The organism is Caldisericia bacterium (genome assembly GCA_026414995.1).
GTDB lineage: Bacteria > Caldisericota > Caldisericia > B22-G15 > B22-G15 > JAAYUH01.
In genome coordinates this window covers 1-4,044 of the sequence record JAOAHY010000028.1, presented here as the reverse complement: position 1 = coordinate 4,044, position 4,044 = coordinate 1, and the positions used below count along the sequence as shown (strand labels likewise).

The window sequence follows — 4,044 nt, the reverse complement described above, 5'->3', positions numbered from 1 at the left end:
GCCGCAAGTGATGAAGGAGGAGGAACAGTAAATATTGTTTTTCCGAAAGGTTATGAAGATAGATTCATTCCATTTGTTTATGGTGACGGAGTGCCTGAATTTCCAGAAGGAAAAGAATATGAACTTATCTATTGCGGTTATGGAAGAGACAAAGATTTTGAAGGCAAAAACTTAAAAGGAAAACTTGCTTTAATTCAAAGAGGACCTCTTGCTCCTGAATCAGCTCTTCTTTTTGAAACTAAATATTTTAATGCTTTATCCTATGGTGCAGAAGGAGTGGTTGTTTTTAATACTGCACCTGGTCCAAATGTAACCATGGCTTTAAATGTACAAAACCATCCTGGAGTTGAATTAAAACCTGCAGTTTTTATTATGGAAGAAGATGGATATTTGTTAAAATCATTAATTGAGCAAGGTGTTAAAGTATCTTTTACTAGAAAATTAAGAAAAGAGAATCTCGTTGCAGATTTTTCTTCTCAAGGTCCAACTCCAGATGATATCTTTAAACCAGAAATTGCTGCACCTGGTACAAATACATTTACAACTGCACCACAAAATCAATATACTTATGGTTTTGGTGGAACATCCGGAGCAACTCCTTTTGTATGTGGTTCTACAGCATTAATTAAACAACTACATCCAGATTGGACACCTTTTGACATTAAAGCAAGTTTAATGAATAATGCCTTTATTTTAATCAACCCAAATAATAATCTTCCATTTTCTTGGACAGATCAAGGTTCAGGTAGAGTTGATGTTTATGCTGCAGCAACAACCCCTATCTTGATAAAGCCATTTTCAATTTTTATAAAAGACAAAGAAGGCGAAATAGTACTTAATGTTAAAAATGTATCACAAAATGATTTAGATTTTAAAGTAATTTCTAATTTAATTTCAGATGTTTCAGGAATTACTTTTGATTACTTTAATAAAGAAGAGAAGTTTTCTATTAAGAAAGGGGAAGAGACAAAAATTTCATTTAAGTATAAAATTGATGATAAAGTTCCTGAAGGGTATTATGATGGAATTATTTATTTTAAATTAAATGATAGAACTCTTCATGTTCCAATTATTATAAAAAAAGGAATACCAAAAGTGCCCACAAAAGTTTTAGAGGTAATATCAGTAGAACCTAAAATTCTATCTTTTGAGAAGAATGGTGTCAATGATTTTATAACTTTTAAATTTAAATTAAATTATGGTGAAAAAGGATTAAGAGATCAGAGATCTTATAGAAGTAGAATTGGCGGAGTTATTATTGATATATTTGACGATAAAGGTAAAACAAAGTTAGGAACAATTTATAAAAAAGTTTTAATGAATGGTGAATATGAATTTGTTTGGGATGGAAAGGATTATGATGGTAAATATTTTTTAGATAATGGAAATTATAAATATAAGATTTATACAGTAACAATTGAATCTGGAGATACATTAAAACTTGTTGAAGAAGTTGGTTTAACTGGTGATTTTTCAGTTGAGAAAGTTAATATTCCATTTTCAAAGATAATTTCTTTAGATACATATAATAAAGGATCAAATTTCACTGTTGATATATACACAAACAAATTAAAAAATATAAAAGAGTTAACATATACTATAGATTATGATCCACAATTTATATCTGTTTTATCTATTGATCTTAGTGATTTCATACTAAATAATGATAAAAATGCTATTATTGAAAAAAAGATTGATGATAAAAATGGTATTATAGAAATAAAAATAAAAATTTCATTATCAAATGGAATTTCTGGTGAAGGTTCAATTATAAAGATAAAATTCAATTCAACAAAAGATGGAGGTGTTAGACTAAATCAAATTAAAGCATATGGTATAGATATAAATAATAAAAAAATTGAATTTATAAAAACAGATAGATTAATAAAAATAAATCCTTTGCTTGGCGATATAAACAGTGATAATAGAGTTGATTCAGAGGACCTTATAATATTTGCTTTGAGTTTCGGAACAAAATTAGGAGAACCAAACTACAATGAAAAATGTGATCTTAATGGAGATGGAAAGATTGATGCAGAAGATCTTCTTCTTTTGGCACAAAATTTTGGAACTCAATCACCATAAAATATTAAAACTTTAATTTTATTTTTAAGGAGGGCTTTCAAACTGCCCTCCTTTTATTTTTTCTTCAAAAAGATTTTTTATTTCTTCTTCGTTAATCAAATTATTAACACTTCCAATTTTTTCAACCCTTCCTTTTTTTAAAAAAATAACTTTATCAGATAAAAATTTTATTGATTCAATTTCATGAAATACAGAAATAATTGTTTTTCCACCCTCTTTTAATTCTTTTAAAAGATTTAAAAAAATAGTTCTATATTTTAAATCTAGATGAGTTAATGGTTCGTCTAAAACAATAACTTCAGTTTCTTGAATAAGTGTTCTAATAAGTGTTAAAATTTGTTTTTCACCTTCAGATAAATATTGAAAATTAGTTTCCTTAAGATGTGTTAAATTAAATTTTTGCATCCAGTATAAAACAATTTCCTTGTCCTCCTTTTTAACGAATCCATCTATAAATGGTGCTCTTCCAAGTAAAAGATAATCAAAAGTAGTTAATGGGAAGATTATATTAGATTTTTGAGGAACATATGAAAATATTCTTCCTCTTTCTTTATCACTCATTTTAAAAATATTTTTTTGCATATAAAAAACAGCACCTTTTTGTGGTTTTAAAATTCCTAAAATTATTTTTAAAAGAGTAGTCTTTCCGCTTCCATTTGGTCCAAAAATAGAAACACTTTCTCCCCTATAAATTGATATATTTATATCATTTAATATATTTTTATCCTTATAAGAAAAATAAATTTCTTTTATTTCAAGATAGTTTTCTCTCATTAAAAGACCTTTTCTTTCCACAAAACATATAAAAAGAAAGGAACCCCTAAAAATGAAGTTATTGTTGCTATTGGAATTTCTGATGGGTAAAAAATTGATCTTCCAAAGAAATCTGAGATAGTTAAAAGAAACCCTCCAAAAATTATTGAAAGAAGAATAAGTTTTAAGTGTTTAAGACCAAAAATTTCTCTTAAAACATTTGGAACCATAAGACCTATAAAACCAATTATTCCAGATACATATACACTAATCCCAGTTAAGATTGCAATCAAAATTAATGTAATTGTTTTTAAAGAGTCTAAATTAACACCAAGAGTTTTTGCTTCATCTTCTCCAAGTGAATAAACATCAAGGTTGAAACTAATAAAAATAGTTATTATTAATGATGGAATAAAAATGGAAATTAAAAATATAAGTTTGTTTGTATCAACTGTTGAAAGTCCAGATAATGTCCAAAAAACTGATTTATTTAATATATCTCTTCCCCATAAAATCATGAAAGTTGAAAGAGAAGAAAAAAGATAGTTAATTGCAACACCTGAAAGAAGGAGATTTAGAGGGGTGATTTTTCCCTTTATTTTACTAATAAGATAGATTATTGAGACAGAAAATAGAGCGCCTAAAAATGAAAAGAGAGATAAAGAATATCTAAATAATGTATCTAAACCTAAAAAAAGAGATAGAGTCACAAAAAAATTCGCACCAGAAGAAATACCAAATAAAAAAGGATCTGCAAGAGGATTATAAAATAAAGTTTGAGATAAAAGTCCTGCAATAGAAAGAGAAGCTCCAACAAAAACTGAAGATAGTACTCTGGGTAATCTTATTTTTAAAAAAAGCTCATCTCCTTTTTTTGAATTTAATATAAATTTAATTACTTCTAAAAAAGAATATCTTTTTGCACCAAAAGATAGAGATAAAAAAATTGAGAGAATTAATAAAACAAAAATTATAATAACAAATAGTTTCTTTTTCATTATTTTATAAGAGAGAAAGGCATTTCTTCCTCTCTAAAAAATAAAGATAATTCATCTTTATGAATTAGTTTAAATAACTCTTCCATTCCATCAATAATTCTTGGTCCTAATCTAAAGATTAAATCTTGATTTTCAAAAACATAAACTCTTTTATTTTTTACTGCATCAATTTTATCCCATCCAGGTCTTTTCAAAACATCATCAATAT

The 4,044-nt window shown here is 26.6% G+C and carries 4 protein-coding genes; 1 reads left to right on the top strand and 3 read right to left on the bottom strand.

What is annotated here, in order from left to right; translation table 11 throughout:
* Positions 1-2,085 (top strand): S8 family serine peptidase (locus tag N3D74_06585; GenBank protein ID MCX8095831.1); only part of this gene is annotated, 2,085 nt, incomplete at its 5' end.
* A gap of 24 nt (positions 2,086-2,109) precedes the next feature.
* On the opposite strand, the gene N3D74_06580 is transcribed toward N3D74_06585, so the two are convergent.
* The 3 genes from N3D74_06580 to N3D74_06570 form a co-directional block, all read right to left on the bottom strand.
* Positions 2,110-2,880 (bottom strand): ABC transporter ATP-binding protein, encoded by a 771-nt coding sequence (locus N3D74_06580; protein MCX8095830.1) that lies wholly within the window; start codon positions 2,878-2,880, stop codon positions 2,110-2,112.
* Complete coding sequence (locus tag N3D74_06575; GenBank protein ID MCX8095829.1) at positions 2,859-3,836, bottom strand: iron ABC transporter permease; 978 nt, start codon at positions 3,834-3,836, stop codon at positions 2,859-2,861. Before N3D74_06575 ends, N3D74_06580 begins: the two co-directional genes overlap by 22 nt.
* Positions 3,836-4,044, bottom strand: a 209-nt coding sequence (locus N3D74_06570; protein MCX8095828.1) for a hypothetical protein, incomplete at its 5' end; no start/stop codon positions are given. The genes N3D74_06570 and N3D74_06575, both read right to left, overlap by 1 nt.

Coding starts and splice junctions, on each gene's coding strand:
- N3D74_06575 (MCX8095829.1), bottom strand. CDS start 3,836: ATGAAAAAGAAACTATTTGTTATTATAATTTTTGTTTTATTAATTCTC.